This is a genomic window from Rhodoblastus acidophilus, from assembly GCF_900187365.1.
GTDB lineage: Bacteria > Pseudomonadota > Alphaproteobacteria > Rhizobiales > Beijerinckiaceae > Rhodoblastus > Rhodoblastus acidophilus.
The window spans coordinates 1-23,076 of the sequence record NZ_FYDG01000007.1; the positions used below are offsets into that span (position 1 = coordinate 1).

25 protein-coding genes are annotated in these 23,076 nt (G+C 66.8%); 6 read left to right on the plus strand and 19 right to left on the minus strand.

Annotation, left to right across the window (positions count from 1 at the left end; genetic code table 11):
- Positions 1–1,112: HAMP domain-containing protein (locus CFB24_RS13915; RefSeq protein WP_176440446.1), on the minus strand; the 1,112-nt coding region annotated here is incomplete at its 3' end.
- Here CFB24_RS13915 and CFB24_RS22590 point away from each other — a divergent pair.
- On the plus strand, positions 1,111–1,428 hold the full coding sequence (locus CFB24_RS22590; protein ID WP_141098449.1) for a hypothetical protein: 318 nt from the start codon (positions 1,111–1,113) through the stop codon (positions 1,426–1,428). The two genes, CFB24_RS13915 and CFB24_RS22590, sit on opposite strands and share 2 nt — an antisense overlap.
- 117 nt (positions 1,429–1,545) lie before the next feature.
- Here the strand turns inward: CFB24_RS22590 and CFB24_RS13920 are convergent, their stop codons facing one another.
- From CFB24_RS13920 to CFB24_RS13960, 9 genes are all read right to left on the minus strand, one after another.
- Positions 1,546–4,230, minus strand: coding sequence for a sensor histidine kinase (locus tag CFB24_RS13920; protein WP_088521245.1), 2,685 nt, complete (start codon positions 4,228–4,230; stop codon positions 1,546–1,548).
- A 3-nt stretch (positions 4,231–4,233) separates the two neighbouring features.
- Positions 4,234–4,839, minus strand: coding sequence for a potassium-transporting ATPase subunit KdpC (gene kdpC, locus CFB24_RS13925; RefSeq protein WP_088521246.1), 606 nt, complete (start codon positions 4,837–4,839; stop codon positions 4,234–4,236).
- An 11-nt stretch (positions 4,840–4,850) separates the two neighbouring features.
- On the minus strand, positions 4,851–6,968 hold the full coding sequence (gene kdpB, locus CFB24_RS13930) for a potassium-transporting ATPase subunit KdpB (RefSeq protein WP_088521247.1): 2,118 nt from the start codon (positions 6,966–6,968) through the stop codon (positions 4,851–4,853).
- A 74-nt stretch (positions 6,969–7,042) separates the two neighbouring features.
- A complete protein-coding gene (kdpA, locus tag CFB24_RS13935) occupies positions 7,043–8,752 on the minus strand; it encodes a potassium-transporting ATPase subunit KdpA (protein WP_088521248.1) in 1,710 nt (569 codons plus the stop codon).
- A gap of 15 nt (positions 8,753–8,767) precedes the next feature.
- On the minus strand, positions 8,768–8,869 hold the full coding sequence (gene kdpF / locus CFB24_RS13940) for a K(+)-transporting ATPase subunit F (protein WP_088521249.1): 102 nt from the start codon (positions 8,867–8,869) through the stop codon (positions 8,768–8,770).
- 212 nt (positions 8,870–9,081) lie between these two features.
- A complete protein-coding gene (locus CFB24_RS13945; RefSeq protein ID WP_088521250.1) occupies positions 9,082–9,639 on the minus strand; it encodes a TrmH family RNA methyltransferase in 558 nt (185 codons plus the stop codon).
- Positions 9,640–9,723: 84 nt separating this feature from the next.
- Positions 9,724–11,139 carry an HD-GYP domain-containing protein gene (locus CFB24_RS13950; protein ID WP_206605441.1) on the minus strand — a complete coding sequence of 472 codons (1,416 nt, stop codon included), beginning with the start codon at positions 11,137–11,139 and terminating at the stop codon, positions 9,724–9,726.
- A gap of 208 nt (positions 11,140–11,347) precedes the next feature.
- Entirely contained in the window at positions 11,348–11,668 is a 321-nt protein-coding gene (locus CFB24_RS13955) for a 2Fe-2S iron-sulfur cluster-binding protein (protein WP_088521251.1), read from the minus strand.
- Between the two features lie 83 nt (positions 11,669–11,751).
- Positions 11,752–12,021, minus strand: coding sequence for a DUF3572 domain-containing protein (locus tag CFB24_RS13960; protein WP_088521252.1), 270 nt, complete (start codon positions 12,019–12,021; stop codon positions 11,752–11,754).
- A 160-nt stretch (positions 12,022–12,181) separates the two neighbouring features.
- On the opposite strand from CFB24_RS13960, the gene CFB24_RS13965 reads away from it, so the two are divergent.
- The gene (locus CFB24_RS13965) at positions 12,182–12,556 is read left to right on the plus strand and encodes a response regulator (RefSeq protein WP_088521253.1); all 375 of its coding nucleotides are present in this window, start codon (positions 12,182–12,184) and stop codon (positions 12,554–12,556) included.
- The gene (locus CFB24_RS13970) at positions 12,553–13,935 is read left to right on the plus strand and encodes a PleD family two-component system response regulator (protein WP_088521254.1); all 1,383 of its coding nucleotides are present in this window, start codon (positions 12,553–12,555) and stop codon (positions 13,933–13,935) included. The genes CFB24_RS13965 and CFB24_RS13970 overlap by 4 nt, the downstream gene beginning before the upstream one ends.
- 13 nt (positions 13,936–13,948) lie before the next feature.
- Here CFB24_RS13970 and CFB24_RS13975 read toward each other — a convergent pair whose 3' ends face one another.
- Positions 13,949–16,327, minus strand: coding sequence for a fatty acid cis/trans isomerase (locus CFB24_RS13975; RefSeq protein ID WP_088521255.1), 2,379 nt, complete (start codon positions 16,325–16,327; stop codon positions 13,949–13,951).
- A gap of 85 nt (positions 16,328–16,412) precedes the next feature.
- Positions 16,413–17,210 carry a response regulator gene (locus CFB24_RS13980; protein WP_088521385.1) on the minus strand — a complete coding sequence of 266 codons (798 nt, stop codon included), beginning with the start codon at positions 17,208–17,210 and terminating at the stop codon, positions 16,413–16,415.
- A gap of 221 nt (positions 17,211–17,431) precedes the next feature.
- Between CFB24_RS13980 and CFB24_RS13985 the strand changes: the two genes are divergently transcribed.
- The 3 genes from CFB24_RS13985 (at position 17,432) to CFB24_RS13995 (ending at position 18,609) form a co-directional block, all read left to right on the plus strand.
- Positions 17,432–17,650: a NepR family anti-sigma factor gene (locus tag CFB24_RS13985; RefSeq protein ID WP_088521256.1), complete on the plus strand. Its 219-nt coding sequence runs from the start codon at positions 17,432–17,434 to the stop codon at positions 17,648–17,650.
- A complete protein-coding gene (locus CFB24_RS13990) occupies positions 17,647–18,213 on the plus strand; it encodes a sigma-70 family RNA polymerase sigma factor (protein WP_088521257.1) in 567 nt (188 codons plus the stop codon). The genes CFB24_RS13985 and CFB24_RS13990 overlap by 4 nt, the downstream gene beginning before the upstream one ends.
- A 78-nt stretch (positions 18,214–18,291) precedes the next feature.
- Positions 18,292–18,609, plus strand: coding sequence for a hypothetical protein (locus CFB24_RS13995; protein ID WP_088521258.1), 318 nt, complete (start codon positions 18,292–18,294; stop codon positions 18,607–18,609).
- A gap of 16 nt (positions 18,610–18,625) precedes the next feature.
- Here the strand turns inward: CFB24_RS13995 and CFB24_RS14000 are convergent, their stop codons facing one another.
- From CFB24_RS14000 to CFB24_RS14030, 7 genes are all read right to left on the minus strand, one after another.
- Positions 18,626–19,711, minus strand: a complete 1,086-nt coding sequence (locus CFB24_RS14000; protein ID WP_088521259.1) for a sensor histidine kinase — start codon at positions 19,709–19,711, stop codon at positions 18,626–18,628.
- Positions 19,708–20,142, minus strand: coding sequence for a response regulator (locus CFB24_RS14005; RefSeq protein ID WP_088521260.1), 435 nt, complete (start codon positions 20,140–20,142; stop codon positions 19,708–19,710). Before CFB24_RS14005 ends, CFB24_RS14000 begins: the two co-directional genes overlap by 4 nt.
- Positions 20,135–21,640 (minus strand): sensor histidine kinase, encoded by a 1,506-nt coding sequence (locus tag CFB24_RS14010; protein ID WP_088521261.1) that lies wholly within the window; start codon positions 21,638–21,640, stop codon positions 20,135–20,137. The genes CFB24_RS14005 and CFB24_RS14010 overlap by 8 nt, the downstream gene beginning before the upstream one ends.
- A 107-nt stretch (positions 21,641–21,747) precedes the next feature.
- A complete protein-coding gene (locus CFB24_RS14015; RefSeq protein WP_088521262.1) occupies positions 21,748–21,915 on the minus strand; it encodes a DUF1328 family protein in 168 nt (55 codons plus the stop codon).
- Between the two features lie 134 nt (positions 21,916–22,049).
- The gene (locus CFB24_RS14020) at positions 22,050–22,310 is read right to left on the minus strand and encodes a hypothetical protein (protein WP_088521263.1); all 261 of its coding nucleotides are present in this window, start codon (positions 22,308–22,310) and stop codon (positions 22,050–22,052) included.
- Positions 22,311–22,381: 71 nt separating this feature from the next.
- A complete protein-coding gene (locus CFB24_RS14025) occupies positions 22,382–22,627 on the minus strand; it encodes a hypothetical protein (protein WP_088521264.1) in 246 nt (81 codons plus the stop codon).
- Between the two features lie 176 nt (positions 22,628–22,803).
- A complete protein-coding gene (locus CFB24_RS14030; RefSeq protein ID WP_088521265.1) occupies positions 22,804–22,995 on the minus strand; it encodes a CsbD family protein in 192 nt (63 codons plus the stop codon).
- Positions 22,996–23,076: the final 81 nt, after the last annotated feature.

The window sequence follows — 23,076 nt, forward strand, 5'->3', positions numbered from 1 at the left end:
GCGTCCTTGGCCGACTGGCGCGCGATCTTCTCGGTCTGGGCGGCGTTGTCGGCGTTCTGCTTGATGTTGGCGGCCATTTCCTCCATCGCCGAGGAGGCTTCCTCGGCGGCGGAGGCCTGTTCGGTCGCGCCCTGGGCGATCTGCTCGGCGGCGGCGGAGAGTTGCTGGCTGCCGGAGGAGACGTTGCCCGAAGCGCCGATGGCGTCGGTGACGACGGCGCGCAGGCGCTCGACCATCCGCGTCAGCGCATGGCCCAGCGTATCCTTGTCGGACAGCGCCTTGGGCGAAACCAGCAGGTCGCCGTCGGCGATTTTGGCGGCGACGCTCGCGGTTTCGCGCAGATTGGCGGTCATGCGGCCGAGCGCGGTCATGAGATCGCCGATCTCGTCATTGGCCTTGTAGCTGATATTCGTCTCCAGATCGCCGATCGCCACGGCTTCGGCGGTTTCGATGCCGCGACGCAGGCCGCGCCCGATGTTGAGCGACATCCAGATCGCCACGACAATCGCGAACAGTCCGGCGGCGGCGATGAAGGACAGCAGCACCACGCGGGAGGTTTCGTATTGCTGGTGGGTCGCCTCGGCGGTGGTCGCCATATTGGCGATGGTCCGGTCCGAGAGTTTGTTGATGACGCCGATGATCTTGCCGTTGATCTCGGCGCCCTGATGAATGCTCAGGTCGGCGGCCTTGGCGTTGGATTCGGAGGTGTTCTCGATGCCGAGATCCACGATCTTCTTGCGCAGCGGACGCAATTGCTCCAACAGCGGCTCGAACTCCTGCGCGCCCTTGACGATTTCGGGGTCGCCGGAGGCCTTCAGCTTGCCGGAATATCCGGCCGCCTCCTCGCTAGCCTTGGACTCCTGCTTCTGGAAGCGGGCGATCTCCTCCTGGTCGGTGCTCAAGATGATGTTTTTTTCAAAGCGCACGCTGTTGAGAAACGCCGTGCTCAGGCCGCGCGCATTGTTGAGGTCGGCCGCCGGGCCTTGAACCAGCTGCGCGATCGCGCTCTGCAAGCCCGCGAGATTGGAGATGGCCAACATTCCCATGCCGCCGATCAGCGCGATGAGGAAGGCGAAGGCCAAGACGAGTTTGAGCTTGATGGTGATGCGCATGGGCGTGCTCATGATGCGATGGAGGTGTGACCGGGTTTCAAAATTTGGGAAGGCGGACGAGGCTGATGTCGGCGCATCTGGCGCGCCGGTCGGCGGAGCCGGCCAGGTCGGCTCTTGCGTCACCGATGCTCCGTATAGTCAAGTCGTCGCCAAGGAAAACACCTGGCTTCGCACGCTGTGTACGCTTCATGGATGGCGCCTCAAAATAAACAGGTGTATTTCATCAACTTCTTATGAATATAAGATTAAAGCGATTTCAGAACATTTAGCAAAAAACGCCGTTGAAAAAGAGGCGCGTGAAGTTATTGACGCATGAGAATGTGTAATTCTAATTCGTCATCAAGAAGTATGACGGGTCTTGAAAAGCGCAGGCGCCTGCCTTCGTCATGACAGGAGGGATTTCGCGCGGCCTTCGCAACCTGCCGCCGGCCGCTCATGTCTCGGGCTGCATTTTCATCCGCGCGGCGGGAAAGCGTAGGAGGATGCGGGTTCCGCGCCGGCGCGCCGCCGGGCTTTGCGCCTCGATCGTTCCGCCCATCGCCTCCACCAGCCCCTTGCAGATCGACAGGCCGAGCCCGGTTCCGGCCTTGCGGCCGTCGGAGCGGCCGCCGCGGAAGAACTTTTCGAAGATGCGGACGAGATCGGCCGGCTTCACGCCGGGACCGTCGTCGGTGACGCTGATCACCACCTTGTCGCCCTGCTGGCGCGCGTGAATCACGGCGCCGCGTTCGCCGCCATATTTGTGGGCGTTGTCGAGCAGGTTGAACAGCACCTGCTCCAGCATCTGGGCGTCGCCCTGGATGAAGGGCAGGTCGCGCGCCACGCTGGTCTCGATCCTGAACTGCGGGAACACGCGTCGGCTGCGCTCGGCGGCGGCGCGCACACATTCCGACGTCTCGATCATGTCGCGCCGCAGTTTTAGCGCGCCCGATTCAATCCGCGACATGTCCAGCAGATTGGCGACGAAGCGCGACAGGCGCGCGGCCTCCTCCTCAATGGAGGCCAGCAGATCTTCGCGGTCTTCTTCGGGCATTTGCGCGCCGAACTGGCGCAGCGTGGTCACCGCGCCGGTGATCGAGGACAGCGGCGTGCGCAGGTCGTGCGACAGCGACGACAGCAGCGTCGTGCGCAGCTTTTCGTTGTCCTCCAGCGCGGCGGCGCGCACGGCCTCGCCGATCAGCAGCGAGCGGTCGATGGCCAGCGCCGTCTGTTCCAGCAGCGCCGTGAGTTCCCGTTCCTGTTCCGGCGCCAGCGGCGCGTCCGCGGCGAGCGGCGTGAAGCCGCAGACGCCGACCGCCCCGCGCGGACTGAGCAGAGGCCTGAACTGCATGGCGAGATTGGGCAGCGTGTTGGTGCGCCAGCCCGAAGCCTCCTGCTTGTCGAACGCCCATTGCGCGGCGCCGACTTCGCCGGCCGACAGTTCGCGGTCCGGGGGCCAGGCCGTGCGCAACTGGAGTTCGCCGTCCTGCGGCAGCAGCAGCACGATCGACCCGCCCTGCGTCCGGTGCAGATGAGTGGCGGAAGCCCAGAGCACGTCGTCGAGCCGCGCGGCGCCGGCCAGCTTGCGGGAAAACGCGTAAAGCGCGGCGATGGCCTCGGCGCGCCGGCTCGCCGCCGTCGCCTGATCGTGGACGCGGCCCGCCAGCGATCCCGTCGCCACCGCGACGATCAGGAACACCAGCAGCGACAGCACCTCCTGCGGCTCGGCGACAGTAAACGTGTGGATCGGCGGAATGAAAAAGAAATTATAGGCCAGGAACGACAGGAACGAGGCGGCGACCGCCGACCAAGGGCCATAAGTCGCGGCGCAGCCGAGCACCGCCAGCAGAAACACCATGGAGAGATTGGGCAGATCGAGCGCCAGCGTCAGCGCATGGCCCACGCCCACCGCTGCGGCGACAGCGCCGATAGCGGCGGCGAAACCGGTCCAAAGCCGCGCCGGGCGCGCGATCCTGACGACGCGTTTCCTCGGCGGCGGTTCGGGCGCGCCCAGCGTGTAAAGCGCGATGTCCGGCGCCTGCGCCGCCAGCGTGGCGACGAAACCGGAGCCGGTCAGCCGCCGCCACAGGGTTTCGCGCGGGCGGCCGACCACGATCTGCGTGACGTTCTCGCGTCGGGCCAGCCGCAGGATTTCGCCGATGCGGTCGGCGGCCGTCAGCCGCCGCGTTTCCGCGCCGAGCCGCTCCGCCAGATGCAGCGCGGAATCGAGCCGTTTCAGGCGAACAGGGTCGCTTTCCTGATGGCCGGGGCGTTCGGCGTGGACGACGATCCAGGCGGCGTTGAGCCGCGTCGCCAGCCGGCTTGCGGCGCGGACCAGCTTTTCGGCGCCGGCGTCGGCGTCGAGGCACACCAGCAGGTAATCCGATGTTTCCCAAGGGCCTTCGATGGCGTTCTGGCGCAGGTAATCGACCATCTGGTCGTCCACCCGGTCGGCCGTGCGGCGCAGCGCCAGTTCGCGCAGCGCGGTGAGATTGCCGGGGGTGAAAAACTTTTGCGTCGCGCGCTTGGCCGTCTCCGGCAGATAGACCTTGCCTTCGCGCAGACGCTCGATCAGCTCCGCGGGGGTGATGTCCACCAGCACCACATCCTGCGCCTTTTGCAGCACGCCGTCGGGCACGGTTTCGCGCACGGTGACGCCGGTGACGCGGCTGACGACGTCGGCGAGGCTTTCGAGATGCTGGATGTTGAGCGCAGTCCAGACGTCGATGCCGGCGTCGAGCAAATCCTCGACATCCTGCCAGCGTTTGGGATGACGGCTGTCGGGCGCGTTGCTGTGGGCGAGCTCGTCGACCACGATCAGTTTCGGCCGGCGCGCCAGCGCGGAATCGAGATCGAATTCCTCGATCGTGCGCCCGCGATAGGCGATCTCGCGGCGGGGCAGAACGTCGAGCCCTTCGACCAGCGCCGCCGTCTCCGCGCGGCCATGGGTTTCGACGAGGCCGATCAGAACGTCGACGCCCTCCGCCTTGAGGCGGCGGGCGTTCTGCAACATCGCATAGGTCTTGCCGACGCCCGGCGCGGCGCCCAGAAACACTTTTAGGCGCCCCCGCCGCCCCTCATCCGCCAGCGCCAGCAGCGCGTCGGGGTCGGGGCGGCGGTCGCTTGCGTTTTCGCTCATGCGTTACTGTCGCGCATGAAACGCGTCGAGGGCGATGTTGAGCGCGAGCACATTGACGCGCGGTTCGCCGATCAGGCCGAGCCAGCGGCGCTTGGTCTGCGCCGTGACCAGCGCGCGCAGTTTGGCCGCGTCCAGGCCCCGCGCCTCGGCGACGCGCGGAATCTGCGCCAGCGCGTATGCGGGCGAGATGTCGGGGTCGAGGCCCGAAGCCGACGTCGTCAGCGCGTCGGCGGGCAGGGGCGAGGTCCAGCCTTCGGCGGTCTTGGCCTCCGCCGCCGCCTTGACCCGCTCGACAAGAGTTTTCGAGGTCGGGCCGAGATTGGAGCCGGCTGAGTTGGCGGCGTTATAGGGCGCGTCGACCGTCTTGCCGGCATCGTTCGGGTCGGGCGCGGTCGTCGCCGAGGGGCGCGGGTGGAAATAGACGTCGGAGGCGAAGTTCTGGCCGATCAGCCGGGAGCCGACGATTTTGCCGTCTTGGACGATCAGGCTGCCGCCGGCCTGTTGCGGAAAGATCGCGGCGGCGACGCCGGTCAGCGCCAGCGGATAGACGATCCCGGTCAGCGCCGTGAACAGCAGCAGCAGGACCAGAGCGGGACGGAGATGCGACATGGAGAGTCTCCTCAAGCCAGATGCAGCGCCGCCACGGCGACGTCGATCAATTTGATGCCGACGAACGGCGCGAGCAGGCCGCCGAGGCCATAGACCAGCAGATTGCGCCGCAGCAGCGCCGCCGCGCCGACCGCGCGATAGGTCACGCCCTTCAGCGCCAGCGGGATCAGCGCGACGATGATCACGGCGTTGAAGATCACCGCCGACAGGATGGCCGATTGCGGCGAGGCCAGATGCATCACGTTGAGCGCGCTCAGGCTCGGATAGGCCGTGACGAACAAAGCCGGCAGGATGGCGAAATATTTGGCGACGTCGTTGGCGATGGAGAAGGTGGTGAGCGATCCCCGCGTCATCAAAAGCTGTTTGCCGATCTCCACCACCTCGATCAGCTTGGTCGGGTCGCTGTCGAGATCGACCATGTTGCCGGCCTCGCGCGCGGCCTGCGTCCCCGTCTGCATGGCGACGCCGACATCGGCCTGGGCGAGGGCGGGCGCGTCATTGGTGCCGTCGCCGCACATGGCGACGAGGCGGCCGCCGGATTGCTCCTTTCTGATGAACTTCAGCTTGTCCTCGGGCGTGGCTTCGGCGAGGAAATCGTCGACGCCGGCTTCGGTGGCGATGGCGGCGGCGGTGAGCGGGTTGTCGCCGGTGATCATCACCGTCTTGATGCCCATGGCGCGCAATTCGGCGAAACGCGCCTTGATGCCGGGCTTGACCACGTCCTTGAGGTGGATCAGGCCGAGCAATTCGCTTGCGTGCATCGCGACGGCGTCGGCGCCGGCGGCGCGGGTCTGCAACGCGCGGGTTTCGACCACCGCCAGCGGCGTGCCGCCGGCGCGGCTGATGCGGTCGACGGCGGCGCGGAATTCCGGCGGCGCCTCGTCGGGCGCGAGGCGGGCGAATTTGAGCGCCGAATCCACCGCGCCCTTGCGCAGGCGGCGGCTGGAAAAATCCACGCCGGACAGGCGGGTGTGGGCGGCGAAGGGCACGATGTCCGGCGCGTCGCCGGACAGGTCGGGGTCGGCGAGGCCGAAGTTCGCCTTGGCCAGAGCGACGATGGAGCGGCCCTCCGGCGTCTCGTCGGACAGGCTGGCGAGCAGCGCCGCTTCCGCCAGGCGCCGGGGATCGACGCCGGGCAGGGCGATGAATTCCGCCGCCATGCGGTTGCCGAACGTGATGGTGCCGGTCTTGTCGAGCAGCAGCGTATCGACGTCGCCCGCCGCCTCGACGGCGCGGCCGGAGGTCGCCAGCACGTTGAAGCGCACGAGGCGGTTCATCCCGGCGATGCCAATGGCGGAGAGCAGGCCGCCGATGGTGGTGGGGATCAGCGTGACCAGCAGCGCCACCAGCACCACCACGGAGGGAACGGCGCCGGAATAGGTCGCGAGGCCGTAGAGCGTGACCACGGCGATCAGGAAGATCAGCGTCAGGCCCGCCAGCAGCACCGACAGCGCCAGTTCGTTCGGCGTCTTCTGCCGCTCCGCGCCCTCGACCAAAGCGATCATGCGATCGACGAAAGTTTCGCCGGGCTGCGCGGTGACGCGCAGCTTGATCCAGTCGGACAGGACGGTGGTGCCGCCGGTCACCGCCGAGCGGTCGCCGCCGGCCTCGCGGATCACCGGGGCGGATTCGCCGGTGATGGCGCTTTCGTTGACCGAGGCCATGCCCTCGACGATCTCGCCGTCGGAGGGAATGACGTCGCCGGCCTCCACCAGCACGACGTCGCCGGGACGCAGGCTGAGCGCGCTGACGATTTCCACCACGCCGTCGAGATGGTCGCGGCCCTGCGGGTCGATCAGCCGCTTCGCCATCGTGTCGCTGCGGGTGGCGCGCAGGCTCGCCGCCTGCGCCTTGCCGCGTCCTTCGGCGAGCGCTTCGGCGAAAGTGGCGAACAGCACGGTGAACCACAGCCATGCGGCGATCTGGCCCGAAAAGAACGACGGGCCGGCGCCGCCCCACAGGCTGTCGCGCAGCGCCAGTATGGTGACCAGCGCGGCGACGACTTCGGTGACGAAGATGACGGGATTGCGCATGAGTTGCGCGGGATTCAGCTTTTTCACGGCCACGCCGGCCGCCTCGATGATCAAGGCGGGATCGAGCAGGGCGCGCGCGCGGGCTTCGGATTTCATAGACATCGGAGGCTCCTTGCAGAGCATTTTCGAGCGAAGTGGATTCCGGTTCGCGTGAAGAAAATGCGTGACGCTTAGAAAGTCTTGCCGGCGAGCATCAGGACGTGCTCGACGATCGGGCCGAGGGCGAGCGCGGGGAAGAATTGCAGGCCGCCGACGATGAGGATGATTCCGATCAGCAGGCCGACGAACAGCAGGCCGTCGGTCGGGAACGTGCCTGCGCTCGGGGCGCCCTTCTTCTTGGCGGCGAGCGAGCCGGCCATGGCCATCACCGGGACCGCATAGCCGAAGCGGCCGAGGACCATGGCGATGGCGGTGGTGGTGTTCCACCACGGCGTGTTGGCGCTGAGCCCGGCGAAGGCGGAGCCGTTGTTGCCGGCCGCCGAGGTGTAGGCGTAGAGCATTTCCGACAGGCCGTGCGGGCCGGAATTGGCCAGACTCGCCAGCCCCGCCGGCAGCACGGCCGCGACCGAGGTGAAGCCGAGGATCGCCAGCGGCAGGATCAGCACCGCCAGCATGGCCAGCTTGATCTCGCGCGCCTCGATCTTCTTGCCCAGAAATTCCGGCGTGCGCCCGACCATCAGCCCGGCGATGAACACGCTGAGCACGGCGAACGCCAGAAGGCCATAGAGGCCCGATCCGACGCCGCCCGGCAGCACCTCGCCAAGCTGGATCAGGAACAGCGGAACCAGGCCGCCGAGGGGGGTGAGGGAATCGTGCATGGCGTTGACGGCGCCGCAGGACAGGCCCGTGGTGACCGCGACATAGAGGGCGGTGAGCGCCTGGCCGAAGCGGATCTCCTTGCCTTCGAGATTGCCCTGCGCCGGATCGAGGCCGAGCGCGGTCAGCAGCGGATCGCCCGCGGTTTCCGACGCATAGACCAGCGCCACGCCACACAGCAGGAGGGCGCCGACGGCGCCGAACAGCGCCCAGCCCTGGCGCTCGGACCCGACCATCTCGCCGAACATGATCAGCAGAGCGGCGGAGACGGTGAGCATCGACCAGATTTGCAGGATGTTGGCGAAGGCGTTGGGATTTTCAAACGGGTGCGCGGCGTTGACGTTGAAGAAGCCGCCGCCGTTGGTGCCCAGTTGCTTGATCGCCTCCTGGCTGGCGACCGGCCCCAGCGCGAGGGTCTGTTTCGCGCCTTCGAGCGTGGTGGCGTCCACCGAACCCGCCAGCGTTTGCGGCGCGCCGGCGGCGACGAAGCCGAGCGCGACGACGATCGAAAGCGGCAGCAGGACATAGAGGGTGGCGCGGGTGAGATCGACCCAGAAATTGCCGATGGTCGTCGCCCCGCCGCGCGCGAAGGCGCGGGTGACGGCGAGCGCCAGCGCGATGCCGGTCGCGGCCGACAGGAAGTTGTGCACGGCGAGGCCGGCCATTTGCGAGAAGGCGCTCATGGTGGTTTCGCCGCCATAGGCCTGCCAGTTGGTGTTGGTCAGGAAGCTGATCGCGGTGTTGAAGGCGAGGTCCGGCGCCACGCCGTCGAACCCCTGCGGGTTGAGCGGCAGATAAGCTTGCAGCCGCAGGATCGCGTAGAGCGAGACGAAGCCGAGCGCCGAAAAGGTCAGCATGGCCAGGGTGTAGGCGAGCCAGCCCTGTTCCTTGTCGGGCGCGACGCCGGCGAGCCGATAAAAACCGCGCTCCACCGGCCCGAGCGCGAGCGAGGCCGGCGTGCGGCGTCCCTCGAACACGGCGGCCATGTAGAGGCCGAGCGGCCGGACCGCGACGAGCACGAGGCCGAGGACGAGGCCGATTTGCAGCCATCCATTGAGTGTCATGGGATTGCTCCTGCGTCAGAAGCGTTCGGGCTTGAGCAGCGCGACCACGAGGTACGCGCCAAGGGCGAGGGCGACGAGAAGACCGGCGATCGAATCGAACATGATCGCCTCCGTCACGCGTGGGTCAGGGCGCGCGCGTAGAGCGCCGTCAGGCCGATCAGGGCGAGGCCCAACGAGATGAAAATGACGTCCGACATGAATTTCGCTCCGTTGCGGGGTCTATGGAGCGAAGATTGCCGCAAGGCCGCGTAAGGCTTCCATTCGGAAGGCGGCCGGCGGTCATAAGGAAAATGTAAAGACGCGCCCGGCGAGCTTGTCGCCGGAATGAATCAGGCGCCGGCGGGTTCGGCGCGGCGCGACATCTGGTAGAGAACAATGGCGGCGGCCGTGGAAATGTTGAGCGAATTGGCCATGCCGCGCATCGGAATTTCAATCGCGGCGTCGGCGAGATCGACGACCTCCTGGGAGACGCCGTCGAACTCGCCGCCCAGCACGAGGCACAGGGGAAATTTCGGCGCGAACGCCTCCGGCGCAATGCTGTTCGACGCCAACTCGACGACGGCGATCTGGTATCCCTCAGCCTTGGCCTGGAGGACGGCCTCGACAGCCGAGGGCGCTTGCGACCAGGGCGTCCAATGCTGGGTTCCGCACGCGGCCTGGCCCAGATTGCGCTTGGTCAAATCGACCGCGACGCCGGTGACCACCAGCCGCTCGGCGAGCATCGCGTCGCACAGCCGAAACATCGCGCCGATGTTATACGCCTGCGTCACCCGGTCGAGCACCACGCGAATCGGCAGGCGCGGTTGGGCGGCGAAGCTGGCGCGGTCGCATTTCGACCGGCGCAACTCCGCCGTGGTCGAAACAATGGGCCTGGCTTCTGTGTTCATGGCGCCGCTCGTCCAAATCGTGGAAGGAGGATCGGCGACGCCTACGCCATGCCGGCGCGAATGTCACGGCGCGCCCGCCGGACCTCAATCCCTGAAGCGGTGGGCGATCGCCGTGATCTTGTCGCCGATGGCGAAAAAGGCGTCGACTACATCCGGATCGAAATGGCGCCCGCGGCCCTCCCTTATGACCGCGGCGGCTTCGTCGTGGCTGAGCGCCTTCTTGTAAACCCGCTCGCTGATCAGGGCGTCATAGACGTCGGCCACCGCCATCAGCCGCGCCGACACCGGGATGGCGTCGCCCGACAGCCCGCGCGGATAGCCGCTCCCATCCCATTTCTCATGATGGTTGAGCGCGATTTCCTGCACGCAATCGAGAAAATCCAGCTTGATTCCCAGCTCGCGCTGCGCCGTCTCGATCGCCTGATGGCCGATCGTCGTATGCGTCTTCATGATCTCGAATTCGTCCGGCTCAAGCCGTCCGGGCTTGCGCAGGATATGATCGGGAATCCCCACCTTGCCGATGTCATGCAAGGGCGCGGATTTGAACATCGTCTCGATCTGCTTTTCGCTGAGGGCGGCCGCGAATTTGGGGTGGTTGCGGAGTTCGCGGGCCAGTTCCCGCACATAGTGCTGGGTGCGGCGGACATGATTGCCGGTTTCGTTGTCGCGCGTCTCCACCAGCGACGCCAGGGTCAGGATCGCCGCGTCCTGGCTCATCGCCAATTCGCCGGTGCGCTTGCGCACTTCGCCTTCAAGCTTCGCATTCTGGCCGCTGAGCGCGAGCTGGGCCGCCTTGAGGCGGTTTTTCGCCAAAAACTCCTTGCGCAGCACATATTCGCGCCACCAGCCGATGGTCGCCGCCAGCAGGAACAGCGTGACCACATGATAGGAGAGATACAGCACATTCGGCCCGGTCGCGGTCGCGCCGGCGACGATGATGGCTTCAAAGATCGCCAGCAGGCCGCAGCCCGCCGCCAGCGCGAAATTGAATTGAATGCCGAGAATGAGAAAGCAGTAGATCTGCAAGAAAACGAAATTCAGGATGCCGACCCAGGACTTCAAGCCCATGCCGCCCTGGCGGTCGATTTCGAGCAGGACCGCGAACAGGCTGGCGCCCACCAGCACGATGAACGCGGCCATCACCCGCTGCCAGCGCCGGCGCGCGTATTGCGTGAACGAGAAAGCCAGGCCGGCGGCGAGGATCGGCAGGCACGACGTCAGCCGCAGGGTGTTTGTCGGATTGCCCGGATAGGCGAGCGAATCGGCGATGACGTCGCCAATGATCATCAGGGCGCCGACGACAAGGCTCGCCTGCGCGTAACGGTAATAGAAGGCGTTGTAGAACTTGCTGAACTTTTGCTCGTCGTCGCGATTGGAAAACGACAGCAAAAGCCGGAGCGGCAGGCTGGCGGGGCCTGTCTCGGCGACGTCGTCGTCCGGGCCGGTCTGCGCGGCGGCCCGGACACGCGCCAGATCGGCGTGGGAAAGACGGGGATTCATCGCCGCCGCCCCGCGAGGGGAAGCGGCTGCGGCGAAGGGGGCGGCCGCCCGCGCCGGGGGCGACACTGAGGCGAATCAAGCTGTCTGATCTGAATGACCATGCGAACGATTGGGGCTCCGAACGCACTCCCGCGCACCGCGAGCAACTCTAGATTGCAACTCTCGCCAATTCAACACATCCGCGCCGCGCGAAAATCCCTGGCCGGCGTCAACCCTGCGAAACCGGCAATTCCAGCGTCAGCCCGTCCAGTTGCTCCGTCAGCTTGATCTGGCACGACAGGCGCGAGGTCGGGCGCGGATCGACGGCGAAATCCAGCATGTCGCTTTCCATCGGCTCGGGCGCCGGCAGCTTGTCGGCCCAGGCCTTGTCCACATAGACGTGGCAGGTCGCGCAGGCGCAGGCGCCGCCGCATTCGGCGTAGATTTCATCCACCCCGGCGTTGCGCGCGATCTCCATCGCCGTCTGGCCCGGCTGTCCTTCCAGTTCGCGCTTTTCGCCATTCGCCTTGATGAAAATGACCTTGACCATGCGTGCCTTCCGATCTGGCGCCTAAAATTTACGCTGTTGTAGGCGGGTTTTCGCGACTTCGCCAGTTGGACGAGGCCGGATCGCTAAAATTCCGTGGGGCCGGCCAGCAGGGCGCAGGCGGCGGCCACCTCCTCGGGCTTGCGGCCGGTTTCGGCGGCGAAACGCAGCAGCAGGGCCTCGTCGGAGGCCAGATGGGCCATCACGCCCGGCAGGAAGCCCGGCTCGGCGGCGGCGGCGCGCAAATGCGCGGGATCGACCCCGGACAGCGCGAGGAACCGCGACAGCAGCTCATCGTCCCCCGCCAGGAAAATCAAGGCCGAAGTCGCCATATCTTCGGCGATTTCGCGGCTCATTCTTGATGCGTTCGACGGCGCCAAATTGAAATTCCCTGTCAATCGGTCAAATCCAATCTTTTTCCTAGCGCGGGATCGCGCACATTTTCAATTCGTCAATTTCTCTTCGTTAGCCTGATTGTGAAAATCCTGAGGCTCGGGCGCGCCCGAACGGAACCCCATGGCTAAAAAAGTTCTGATCGTCGAAGACAACGAACTCAACATGAAGCTCTTCAACGATCTGTTGGAAGCCCATGGCTACGCCACCCTGCAAACGAAAAACGGGGTGGAGGCGGTGTCGCTTGCGCGGTCGCACCGCCCCGACCTGATCCTGATGGACATCCAGTTGCCGGAAGTCTCGGGATTGCAGGTCACGCAATGGCTGAAGGACGACCCGACGCTGGCGGAAATTCCCGTGGTCGCCATCACCGCCTTCGCGATGAAGGGCGACGAGGAGAAAATCCTGCAGGGCGGCTGCGAAGCCTATCTGTCCAAGCCGATTTCGGTCGTCAAGTTCCTCGAAACCGTGCGCCGGTTCCTCGGGGACGCGCCATGACCGCGCGCGTTCTTGTCGTCGACGACCTCATCCCCAACGTCAAGCTGCTGGAAGCGCGGCTGACGGCGGAATATTTCGACGTGGTCACCGCCACCAACGGGTTCGAGGCTTTGGCCATCTGCGAGCGCGGCGATTGCGACCTCGTGCTGCTCGACGTGATGATGCCGGGCATGGACGGGTTCGAGGTCTGCCGCAAGCTCAAGGCCAATCCCGACACGCTGCATCTGCCGGTGGTGATGGTCACCGCGCTCGACCAGACCTCCGACCGCGTCAGGGGCCTCGACGCCGGCGCCGACGACTTCCTCACCAAGCCGATCGACGAGATCGCGCTGCTGGCCCGGGTGCGCTCGCTGGCGCGGCTGAAGGCCAGCGTGGACGAATTGCGCGCCCGCGCCGAAACCTCGGCCACGCTCGGCGTCACCGGCGCGGTGGCCCACCAGCTCGACGACGGGCTGGGCGGCCGGATTCTGCTGGTGGACGACCGCGTCAATTCCAGCGAAAAGATCGCCATCGCGCTGCGCGACCTCTATCAGGTCGATGTCGAGACCGATGCGCAGGAGGCGCTGTTCCGGGCCTCCGACACGCCTTACGAACTGGTGATCGTCAGCCTGGGCCTGGCCGATTATGACGGCTTGCGGCTGTGCAGCCAGTTGCGCTCGGTCGAGCGCACCCGGCACACGCCGACGCTGATGCTGGCCGATATCGAAGACCGCGCCCGCGTGCTGCGCGGCCTCGATCTCGGCGTCAACGACTATCTGGTCCGCCCCGTCGACGCCAACGAGATCATCGCGCGGGTGCGCACCCAGGTGCGCCGCAAACGCTATGCGGATTCGCTGCGCTCCAACGTGCAGGCGGCGATGGAAATGGCGGTGGTGGACCCGCTGACCGGCCTCAACAACCGCCGCTACCTGCAAAGCCATCTGGCGACGCTGATGGAGCAATGCGGGCAGAAGGGCCGGCCGCTGTCGGCCATGGTGCTCGACATCGATTTTTTCAAAAGGGTCAACGACGATCACGGCCACGATGTCGGCGACGAAATCTTGCAAGGCTTCGCCAGCCGGATGAAGCGCGTGGTGCGCAGCGCCGATCTGGTGTGCCGGTTCGGCGGCGAGGAATTCGTGATCGTGATGCCGGAAACCCGCCGCGATATCGCCAAGCGCATCGCCGAGCGGGTGCGCGCGGCGGTGGCGGGGACGCCGTTCCCGATCCGGGGCGGCGCGGAGACGCTGCCGATCACCGTTTCCATCGGGCTGGCGGAATCGCATGGCGGCGAGCCGCCGGAAGCCCTGTTCAAGCGCGCCGACCAGGCGCTTTATCTGTCCAAGAGCAGCGGACGCAACCGCGTCTCCACCGACGAGAGCAACGCCGCCGCGGCCTGAGCCGCGCCCGCCCTCAGCGGTTTTCCAGCCGGTTGTAGTCGAGCAGGCCGCGGTCGGCCTGATCCATGCGCGCCTCCGCCGCCTGCAGCGCGTCGCTGAACTCCCAAAAACCCGGATCGGTGCGGCGCACCGCGAAACGCGCGCTCAGGGCCGCGTAATCCTGCTCCGTGCGCAGACCGGCGATGGCCTCCGCCAGCGCCGGCAGCTCCGAAGCCTGGAGCCGGAACAAAGCGTTGGGATAGGCGCCGATCAGGCCGGGAACCACCGTCAGCGCGTTTTCCTCGGGCGCTAGTTCGTTGCGCTCCAGCAGCAGGCGCGTCACGTTGAAATGGCCGGCGTCCTTGACCAGCGTGAAATAGCTGACTTCGCCACGCGCGTCGGCGACCGCCATATGCGCGAGCTCGGGCATCAACGACAGCGCCGGGCCGCGCAAAGCCGCCAGCGCCTCCATCGGGGCGCGCAGCTCCGGCGCCGTCCGCGCCAGCGACAGGCGGCGGTCGAGCGCGGGCGCGAGGCGGCGTTCGATCATGGCGTAGAGCGCCAGCTTGGCGTCGCCGTCGTCGAAGGCGATGTCGGTCGCAGCGTCCGGCGTCAGCGCCAGCGCGCGCATATGCTCGAGCGTCTCGCGCGAGGCGTCGCGATACCAATAGTGGATCTGCGCCGCGCGCGCGCCGGCGGGCAGGAAGGAAATGAAATTGGCCTCGCCCTCCATGCGCAGGAAATCCATGTAGAGCCGGCTGTTGAGATTGTGGGTGAGATTGCCGAACACGTCATAGCCGGCCGCCAGCAGGTAATAGATGCGCTCGAACAAACCGTAGTCGATCACCCAGGCGGTCTTGGCCGGGGCGCCGACCAGCCCGCGCACGATGGTCGCATTGTCGAAATGGCGCAGGACGGTGAGCGCCGCATTGGGATTGTCGCCGTCGCCGTCCCAGATCATGTCGAGGCGCGGGCCGCCGAGGGTCTTGGCGAAGCGCTTCAGGCTTTCGGCGCGGGCGGCGAGATAGGACTGCTCCTGCGCCGCCAGATTGCGCCAGTCGGTCAGCACGGCGGCGCTGTCGCTGCCGTCGGCGGCGGGCAGCGACATCCGCTCCAGCGCGCGGCGGGCGACGTCGTCGGGCTCGCGCGCGATCTCGGTCTGCGGCGCGAGGAAGAACACGAAGAAGCGGTCCTCGATCACGTTGAGCGCCACTTGTCCGCGACACACCGGCCCCTTGATGAAGGTCATGATGAAATATTGCGCGTCGTCGAGCATGAAACGATAGCGCGCGCTCTCGGGCATGTCGGCGAAACTCGCCAGACCGTTGGAGGCGGTGTCGGGGTCGTAGTCGGGCAGGGCGGCCACCGGGTAATCCGGCGTCAGGAACAGCGCGCGATAGCGGGCCATCCGGGTTCGGTCGAACCGATAGGGCATGTGGGTCTTGGCGACAATCGGCTCGCGGTCGGGCTGCAGCCGATAATAGACGCGGGCGACGCCGGGATCGTCGAACGGGCGGCGCGTGGCGATTTGCGCGACCGGCGCGCCGGGCGGGGAGGCGCTGCGCACCAGCCGATAGGCCGGGCCGGTCTGCGCGCCGTCGAGATAGAGATGGGCCAGGAACAGGTGCTCGTAGAGGTAGCGGCTCATCAGCCGCTCCTTCAAACTGTCGCCGTTGAGGAAGCTCTCCCAGTCCCGCGCCATTTGCTGGATCTCCGCCGGCGGGGCGGGCGGCTCGGCCGCGGGGGCGCCGGCGTCGAGCCAGCGGTTGATCGTCGCCTCCTCCGCCGCGCTCAGGCCGGGCAGGCCGAACGGCATGCCGGCTTCGGGATGGGTCTTTTCGTAAAGCTTGAAATCCTGGATCTTCGGGCAGGATTGCGCGCGGTTGATGCCGTAGTCGAGATTTTTGTCCGACAAGCCGGAGGCGGGCTGCGGATGCGCCCGCTTCAACGCCATCAGGCGCGAGATCAGGCTGAGGGCGCGATTGTCGCCGGGCCGCGTGCGATATTCGTTGAGCACCGGCGAGAACCCTTGTTCGCGCCATTGCGACGCCGTATCGGCGTCGATGTAGAGGCGGCTGGGGGCGGCGGCGGCGAGGCGCTGGCCGTCATAGACCGGCGCGGCGCTCAAGCCGCGCGCGATCCCTTCAAAACTTCCGAGCTTCAACTGGCAGGGCGCGTCGTAGCAGGCGTGGCAGACCACGCAGCGTTTCTCGAAGATCGGCTTGACGTCGCGGGCGTAGTCGATGGAAGCGGCCGTGGTTATGGCGGGCCGGGGCGCGTCGAAACGATGGACGTCGTCGGCGCCGTGGATCAGCGCGAACCGCCACAGCCAGGCCGCATAAGCCAGCGCCGCCAGGGCGGCGGCGGCGAGAAGCGCGAGCAGGACGAGGCCGAGACGGCGCGGGATTTTCATGAAGCGGGACCGGCGCTGAAGGTTGAGCTTCAGCGCTACCGGCTCCCGGCCGGGCTGGCAAGACCCGGCCGGCCCGCGTTTGGGTTCAGGCGGCGGTCGCGGCCCGGCGCGCCGCCTTGGCGTCGAAGAACAGCGCCTGGCTGACCACCGCGCGCACCATGTCCTCCTCGAACGGCTTGGCGATCAGGAAGGTCGGCTCGGGGCGCTCGCCCGTCAGCAGCGATTCCGGATAGGCGGTGATGAAGATCACCGGCGCCGAGAACGCGCCGAGAATGTCGTGCACGGCGTCGAGGCCGGAGCTGCCGTCGGCGAGATGAATGTCGGCCAGCACCAGGCCGGGGCGCAGCCGCAGCGCCATCTCGACCGCCTCGGCGCGGGTGCGGGCGTTGCCCGCCACCTTATGGCCGAGGCCCTGCACCAGATTTTCCAGATCCATGGCGATCACCGGCTCGTCCTCGATGATCAGCACGTCGGTCGCCACCTGCTCGCCGATCTCGCGCCCGGCGGTTTCGATCAGCGACGACAGTTCGGCGGGCGAACATTCCAGCACCTGCGCGGCCTGATCGGGCGTGAAGCCCTCGACCGCGGTCAGCAGAAACGCCTGTCGCGGCAGCGGGGTGATTTCCGCCAGACGCCGTTCGGCGGCGCCGGCTTCGTGGCTTTCCGCTTTGCCGTTGATCGGCATGGCGTTCCAGATGCGCGAGAAGGCGCGGTAGATCGCCACGCGGTTTTCGCAATCGCGGTCGAACAGCGCGGGATCCTCGATCAGCGCTTCGAGCATCGCCGCCACATAGACGTCGCCGCTGGTCTGCGCGCCGCTGAGCGCGCGGGCGTAGCGGCGCAGGAACGGAAGTTGCGGTGCGATCAGGGCGGAAAGGGACATAAGCGGCTCCATCATTTCTGGCTATTGCGGAATGGGGCTGGAGGGATCGGCGTCTTGAAAGGTCGACGTCTTGGGCTTTGCTATTTTCAGATACGCGCGAACACTTCCAAAGTTCCCGACAAAATTCGGGAACAATTTTTTCGCCGGCGCATTCATGGACAAGGCCAAGCCAATTTTCGTCCCGCTTTTCGCGTCCGCGCGCTTCTACACAGGTTTTTCCCATGTCCCGACAAGAACAGGATCAGGCTTCTCTGTCCCCAGGCGCCAGCGCCCATCTCGGCGTTCAGCTCCGGCGACTGTTCAATGCGACCGCCGACGAACCCATTCCCGCGCGATTGACCGACCTGCTCGACCAGCTCGAACAGGCTGAGCGCGCGTCCGCATCGCCCCCGGCGCCGGAGCGTCTGGAGAGCGCCGCGATGGCGGAGGCTGGCCGATGACGTCCGACGCCGCCGCGCCGTCCGATTTCAAATCCGCCTTGCTGAAGGAAATTCCCAAGCTGCGGTTTTTCGCCTTGTCGCTCGCGGGACAGCAGGATCGCGCCGACGATCTGGTGCAGGAGGCCCTGATCAAGGCCTGGGCCGCCCAGGACCGCTTCACGCCGGGCACCTCGCTGCGCGCCTGGCTGTTCACCATTTTGCGCAACGTGTTTTATTCCGAGTATCGCAAGAGGCGGCGCGAGGTTCCGGACACCGACGGCGAGGAGGCCGCCCGGCTGTTCTCCAATCCCGAGCAGAACGGCCATCTCGATCTCGGCGACCTCAAGGCGGCGCTGGCGACTTTGCCGGAGGATCAGCGCGAGGCGCTGCTGCTCGTCGGCGCCGCCGGCGTGTCCTACGAGGAGGCCGCGCAGGTGTGCGGCTGCGCCGTCGGCACCATCAAAAGCCGGGTCAATCGCGCCCGCAAGCGTCTGCTGGCGCTGCTCGGGGTGGACAGCGCCAGTGAGTTCGGCGGCGACTATCTCGCCGTCAACGGCGCGTCCGCGCCGCTCGAATTGGCCTGAGCTTTACGGAACCGGATTTCGCGCGCGACGTTGCCTCAACGACCGTTGCAAACGCCTGTCCGACGAAAGGTGAACATCATGGCTTTCAACATCAAATCCGAACGCGACGAATTTCAGACCAGCGTCGACGAGGCGGTGAACGCCTTGCGCGCGGCGCTGGCGGAGGTCGCCTCGGCCGCCTCCGACCGCAAGGAGGACGCCGCCGAGGCCGTCAGGCGCGCCGGCGCGCGCGCTTTCGACCGGTTCGACGACCTCGCCGACGACGCGAAAACCTATGCCGACCAGGGCGCTTCCATCCTGTCGAAATCGGTGGCGTCCAATCCGCTGGCGGCGCTTGCGCTGGCCGCCGGCGCCGGCTTTCTCCTCGCGCAATTGTCGCGTGGCGAACACGGCTGAGGCCGTGCGTCCAAGGTCAAGCCGCGTCGACGGAATCGCGGGTGTCGAGCTTGAAGCGCAGGCAGACGCAGGCGCCGCGCGCCACCGGTTCGTTGACGATCTCGCCTTGCAGATTTTGCGACAGCGCCTTCAGGATTTTCGATCCCAGGCCGGTGCCGTGCGCGGCGTCGTCGGGATCGAAGCCGACGCCGTCGTCGGCCACCCGCAGCGCCGCGCCGTCGTCGGCTTCGCGCTGAAGGGTGATGCGGATTTCGCCGCCCGCCCTGTCGGGATAGGCGTATTTGATGGCGTTGGTGACGAGTTCGCCGACGATCATGCCGATCGAGACCGCCTTGTCGGTGCAGACGGTGATCGGCGCGAACTCGGTCCTGACCGTCGGCGCCGCGTCGCCCTCGGCCAGCGACGCCGGCAATTCCGTCGCCAGCGCCCCCAGATAATCGTCGAGCGCCACCAGCCCCACGCGATTGTGCATGTAGAGACGGCGATGCACGCCGCCGACCGCCGTGATGCGCGCCTGGGTCTCCTGCAGCGCCTGCGCGGCGGCGGGGTCGGTGACCAGATTGGCCTGCATCCGCACCATCGCGGCGATCAGGCCGAGGCTGTTGGCGACGCGGTGGTTGACCTCGTGCAGCAGCATTTCCGCGCGGTCGCGGGCTTCGCGCACCGCCTGTTCCTGCTCGTCGTTCAGGATTTTCAGCCGCCAGCGCTCATAGACATGCTCGATCGCCGCGCTCAACAGGTCGAAGAATTCGTCGCGTCCCTCCTTCACCACATATTCGTCGGCGCCGCCCCGCAGCGCGGCCACCGCCGTGCGCGCGTCCGAATCGGCGGTGACGTATACGATGGGCGGGCGCGGGCCGCGCGGGCCCATCCGCTCCATGATGTCGAATCCGGTCTCGCCGCGCAGGCTGTGGTCGAGCGCCACGACATCGACGCCGCCGCCGGCGATCCGCGCCAGCGCCGCGTCGCCATTGGCCACGGTCTCGACCGTATGTCCGCGCAGCGCCAGCCGCTTGCGCACCAGAGTTGCGAAGGTCTCGTCGTCGTCCACGAATAAAATGTTGAGATCGGTTCGGCCTTCGGCCTCACAAGGCAAGGTCATGCGATCTCCGGCACCTGAATGACTGACAAGAACAGTCCTAATTGGCGAATGGCGTTGGCGAAGCTGTCGTAATCCACCGGCTTGGTGATGTAGACGTTGGCGCCGATGTCATAGCATTTTTGAATTTCGCGCCGGTCGTCGGTGGTGGTCAGCACGATCACGGGCGAACGCTTGACGACCTCATCGGACTTGATCCGGGCGAGAATGTCAATTCCGGTCATGTCGGGCAGGTTGAGGTCGAGCAGGATCAGCAGCGGCCCGCGCCGCGTCTTGTCCGCGTCCAGCAGATAGGCCAGCGCGTCGGCGCCGTTGCCGAACGTGATGATCTCGTTGTGGACGCCGGCGCGGCGGATGTTTTTCTCGATCAGCCGGGCATGGCCCTCATCGTCCTCGATCATGACGATGGACACGGCCTTGATACGCTCATTCATTCCTTGTCTCCGCTGAGAGAACGCCACGCAGGTCGGCAGGCAGCGTCACAACGAACACGCTGCCGGAGACGCCGTCCGAGCGCACCTCGATATCCCCGCCCATGCGCCGCGCCAGCGTGCGGACATGGGCGAGGCCGATGCCGTCGCCCGGCTTGTCCTGTTTGCCGGAGCGGCGAAACAATTCGAAGATCCGCTGGTGATCGCGCGGCGCCACGCCGCGCCCGTTGTCCTCGACTTCGATTCTTACACGCGATCCGCTGGCGCGTCCGCGCAGGATGATGCGGCCGGGGCGGGAGTCGGACAGATATTTGGCGGCGTTGTCGAGCAGGTTGCCGAGGATTTGCGACAGCGCCGCGCGGTCGCCCACCAGAGCGGGAAGATCGCCGTCGATCACCGCGCTGGCGTCGGCGTCGTTGAGGCGGTGCTGCACCGAGGCGATGCATTCCCGCGCCAGCGCCGTGAGGTCGAGGGGCTCGGGATGCAGCGCGACCGCGCCCAGACGCGAGAGTTGCAAGATGGCGGCGATCAGCCCGTCCATGCGCCCGGTCGAGGACTGGATGAATTTCAGCGCCTCGGGAATGTCCTCGCGCAAGGCGCGGCGCGCCTCGGCGACATCGGCCTCCTCGCTCGCGTCCGCCAGCCGCTCGAAGACGGGCGCGACGCATTGCGCCGCCGTCTCCAGCTCGCGTGTAAAACCGATGATGTTGACGAGCGGCGCGCGCAGATCGTGGCTGACGATATAGGCGTAGCGTTGCAGCTCCTCATTGGCGCGCCTGAGGTCGCGGGTGCGCTCCGTCACCCGGTGCTCCAGCGCATCGTTGGCGCTGGCGAGCTGCTGCTGCGCCAGCGCGAGCGAGCGCGCCTGCCGCGCCAGTTGCGACACGGCGAACAGCGCGAGCACCAGAACGGCGGCGACGCCCAGCGCGCTGAGTTGCGACAGCGTCGCGGCGCTGTCGCGCAGCTCGACCAGACGCAGGTTGCGCAGCGCGCCGAGCGCGGTCTGCTCCTGCGCGACGAGATCGCGGACTTGCGTCATCAGATCGCGCCCGAGATTGCCGCGCATGATGGTCATCGCTTCGTCGCGCCGGCCCGATTGCGCCAGCGTCACCGTCCGCTCCAGTTCCGAGAATTTTTCGGCGATCTTTTCGCGAACGGCGGTCAGGCTGGCTAAATCGGCGCCCGGGCCGAGCCGTTGCAGGATGGCTTCGGCTTCGGCGAGATTGCGCTCGGCGCGCGGCCGCGTCGCGCGAAACGGATCGAGATAGCCGGCGTCATTCGCGAGCAGATAGCCGCGCTGGCTCGATTCCGCCTCCAGCACCAGGGTGAAGGCGCGGTTCATCTTCAGCTCCGCGAGCCCGACGTCGGCGACCGAGGTCGCCAGCTGTTCGGTGCGGCCGGACACCAGCGACGCGCCATAGATGATGCCGATCAGCGCCAGCGCGCCGACCGCCGCCAGCGCGGTGGTGAGGCTCCAGATTTTCTTGCGGGTTTGGTGCATCGGCAGCCGTCGCCAGAGGGGGAGGGCGCGGTCGGAACGGACGCCCGCCCACAGTTTCAACCACGCGCCGACGCTACGCAAGGTCGGGCGGCGGCGGGGCGCGGAGGTCAGGCGGCGGCGTCGAACAGATGGAGCAGCGTGGTCGCCAGGAAAAGGATCAGGAACAATCCGAACAGCACGCGGGCGATTTGGGCCGATGTCGCGGCGAGGCCGCCGAAACCGAGCCCGCCCGCGACCAGCGCCAGAATGAGAAACACAAGAGTCCAAGATAGCATCGATTCATCCTCCGTCGAAGCCGGCGATTGTTTTGAAACGTGAACGGAGCCGCGGCCGTGTTGTTCCGCTCGACCCGGCGGGACGGCGCAATCTGTTGCGAGGGCCGTCCCGCGTCCGTCGCCCCGGACCGCCGTCAGTCGTCTTCGGGATCGCGCAGATCGGCGAGGCGCGCGCCAAGGGCGGCGGCCAGCCGGCCCTCGCGGGATTCTCCGCGTTCGGTGACGCTGAGATGCGCGATGGCGGCGTTGAGCGCCGCCTCGCGTCGCCGATAATCATCGGCGTTGTCGGCATTGGCCGGCGGGATGGCCGCGGCGTCCCAATGATGCGCCGCAAACCAGTCCTGGTCGGCTTGGGTCAAGTCCGCGCCCGGCGGCGGATTGGCGGCGTCACTCATGCGCGTCCTCCGTTTTATCCGTTGCGTCCGCCCTGTTTTTCATCCGGACGTCCGGGGACGGCGCGGGGGCCTCAGCGATAGTGGCGGACATGCCGATGATTCCGATGATGGTGGCGACAGCCGCCGCGCATGCCGCAGGATATCGCGGGACCCGCGGAATAGCCGATCACGCCGCCGGCCACGGCGCCGACCGGGCCGCCCACCAGCGCGCCCGCGCCCGCGCCCAGCGCGCCATCGGTCAGCCTGCCGGCGTAGGCGGAGCCGCCCAAGAGGGTCAGGGAGGCGGCGAGCGCGGCGACAATCAGTTTATTCGACATGGTTTTTTTCCTTCCGGGCTCACGGTCGCCGGTCTTGTGCCGACGGCGCGTCCCGCCCGTTGATGTGCTGGATCTGGCCGAGGAATTCCACGGCCGTTCAAGATATGCGGCCGCTGGATCGCGTCGCTTCGTCGATGGAGCGAGCGGCCGCGCGGGCCGCTCGCTGATTCGTCCGGTCAGGCCTTGTCGACGATTTTCTTCACGGCGTCCTTGGCCTCGCCCGCGGCCTGCTGCGCCCGGCCCTTGGCCTCCTGGGCGGCGCCCTTGGCGCGCAGCTCGGTGTCGTCGATCGCCATGCCGGCGGCCTGCTTGGCCTTGCCGGCGATTTCATTGGCCACGCCAGTCACTTTGTCGCTGACAGAAGACATGATTTACTCCCTTGTGGATTGTTGCATACGCCGCGCGAGCGCAACGTTATGTGAAGATATTCAAGAGCCAGACGACAATTT

What these genes read in the sequence shown, in the direction of transcription:
- CFB24_RS14025 (WP_088521264.1), bottom strand. Translation starts at nt 22,627, where the DNA reads ATGTCGAATAAACTGATTGTCGCCGCGCTCGCCGCCTCCCTGACCCTC.
- CFB24_RS13965 (WP_088521253.1), top strand. Translation starts at nt 12,182, where the DNA reads ATGGCTAAAAAAGTTCTGATCGTCGAAGACAACGAACTCAACATGAAG.
- CFB24_RS14030 (WP_088521265.1), bottom strand. Translation starts at nt 22,995, where the DNA reads ATGTCTTCTGTCAGCGACAAAGTGACTGGCGTGGCCAATGAAATCGCC.
- CFB24_RS13960 (WP_088521252.1), bottom strand. Translation starts at nt 12,021, where the DNA reads ATGAGCCGCGAAATCGCCGAAGATATGGCGACTTCGGCCTTGATTTTC.
- CFB24_RS13970 (WP_088521254.1), top strand. Translation starts at nt 12,553, where the DNA reads ATGACCGCGCGCGTTCTTGTCGTCGACGACCTCATCCCCAACGTCAAG.
- CFB24_RS14005 (WP_088521260.1), bottom strand. Translation starts at nt 20,142, where the DNA reads ATGAATGAGCGTATCAAGGCCGTGTCCATCGTCATGATCGAGGACGAT.
- CFB24_RS13920 (WP_088521245.1), bottom strand. Translation starts at nt 4,230, where the DNA reads ATGAGCGAAAACGCAAGCGACCGCCGCCCCGACCCCGACGCGCTGCTG.
- CFB24_RS14015 (WP_088521262.1), bottom strand. Translation starts at nt 21,915, where the DNA reads ATGCTATCTTGGACTCTTGTGTTTCTCATTCTGGCGCTGGTCGCGGGC.
- CFB24_RS13985 (WP_088521256.1), top strand. Translation starts at nt 17,432, where the DNA reads ATGTCCCGACAAGAACAGGATCAGGCTTCTCTGTCCCCAGGCGCCAGC.
- kdpB (WP_088521247.1), bottom strand. Translation starts at nt 6,968, where the DNA reads ATGAAATCCGAAGCCCGCGCGCGCGCCCTGCTCGATCCCGCCTTGATC.
- CFB24_RS13995 (WP_088521258.1), top strand. Translation starts at nt 18,292, where the DNA reads ATGGCTTTCAACATCAAATCCGAACGCGACGAATTTCAGACCAGCGTC.
- CFB24_RS14010 (WP_088521261.1), bottom strand. Translation starts at nt 21,640, where the DNA reads ATGCACCAAACCCGCAAGAAAATCTGGAGCCTCACCACCGCGCTGGCG.
- CFB24_RS14020 (WP_088521263.1), bottom strand. Translation starts at nt 22,310, where the DNA reads ATGAGTGACGCCGCCAATCCGCCGCCGGGCGCGGACTTGACCCAAGCC.
- CFB24_RS13945 (WP_088521250.1), bottom strand. Translation starts at nt 9,639, where the DNA reads ATGAACACAGAAGCCAGGCCCATTGTTTCGACCACGGCGGAGTTGCGC.
- kdpA (WP_088521248.1), bottom strand. Translation starts at nt 8,752, where the DNA reads ATGACACTCAATGGATGGCTGCAAATCGGCCTCGTCCTCGGCCTCGTG.
- CFB24_RS13980 (WP_088521385.1), bottom strand. Translation starts at nt 17,210, where the DNA reads ATGTCCCTTTCCGCCCTGATCGCACCGCAACTTCCGTTCCTGCGCCGC.
- CFB24_RS22590 (WP_141098449.1), top strand. Translation starts at nt 1,111, where the DNA reads ATGGGCGTGCTCATGATGCGATGGAGGTGTGACCGGGTTTCAAAATTT.
- CFB24_RS13975 (WP_088521255.1), bottom strand. Translation starts at nt 16,327, where the DNA reads ATGAAAATCCCGCGCCGTCTCGGCCTCGTCCTGCTCGCGCTTCTCGCC.
- CFB24_RS13990 (WP_088521257.1), top strand. Translation starts at nt 17,647, where the DNA reads ATGACGTCCGACGCCGCCGCGCCGTCCGATTTCAAATCCGCCTTGCTG.
- kdpC (WP_088521246.1), bottom strand. Translation starts at nt 4,839, where the DNA reads ATGTCGCATCTCCGTCCCGCTCTGGTCCTGCTGCTGCTGTTCACGGCG.
- CFB24_RS13950 (WP_206605441.1), bottom strand. Translation starts at nt 11,139, where the DNA reads ATGAATCCCCGTCTTTCCCACGCCGATCTGGCGCGTGTCCGGGCCGCC.
- CFB24_RS13955 (WP_088521251.1), bottom strand. Translation starts at nt 11,668, where the DNA reads ATGGTCAAGGTCATTTTCATCAAGGCGAATGGCGAAAAGCGCGAACTG.
- CFB24_RS14000 (WP_088521259.1), bottom strand. Translation starts at nt 19,711, where the DNA reads ATGACCTTGCCTTGTGAGGCCGAAGGCCGAACCGATCTCAACATTTTA.